The 492-nt window shown below is 42.1% G+C and carries 2 rRNA genes; both read right to left on the bottom strand.

Going from position 1 to position 492, the window contains the following annotated elements:
* Positions 1-110: ribosomal RNA gene (locus tag PGC35_RS22080) — 23S ribosomal RNA — on the bottom strand; the annotation flags it as partial.
* A gap of 326 nt (positions 111-436) precedes the next feature.
* Positions 437-492: ribosomal RNA gene (locus PGC35_RS22075) — 16S ribosomal RNA — on the bottom strand; the annotation flags it as partial.

The raw sequence follows: 492 nt of genomic DNA, 5'->3' as shown, positions 1-492 counted from the left end.
TCTCCGGATCAAAGCTCACTTACAGCTCCCCGGAGCATATCGGTGTTAGTGCCGTCCTTCTTCGGCTCCTAGTGCCAAGGCATTCACCGTGCGCCCTTATTAACTTAACCTAATTCGGCTTCCAATCTGCGGCGCATTGCGTTGTCAACTTCAGTCGTTCGAATCCTCACGTACGTTAGTACGTTCCGGTTCTCTCTTCTTTGTTTCCTAGCACTGCTTGCATTTTGAAACCCTCAAAAATAGTAGTTAAAAGTACTACACAAAAAATAATCACGAATGTGATTACAAATTGAATTTCTTGAATTTGTTGCTTTCAATGTCGTTTTATCCAGTTTTCAAAGAACAAGTTTGAAATGCTCAAATGAATGAACATTCAAAACTGAACTGCAAAACGTTAAGCTACAGATAAAGATCTGTATTCCGTGTTTATCCTTAGAAAGGAGGTGATCCAGCCGCACCTTCCGATACGGCTACCTTGTTACGACTTCACCC

Origin of the sequence: Psychrobacillus sp. PGGUH221 (genome assembly GCF_042055255.1) — a bacterium.
Taxonomy (GTDB): domain Bacteria; phylum Bacillota; class Bacilli; order Bacillales_A; family Planococcaceae; genus Psychrobacillus.
The sequence above is the reverse complement of the archived record's forward strand: the minus strand, read 5'-3'. Positions and strand labels throughout refer to the sequence as shown.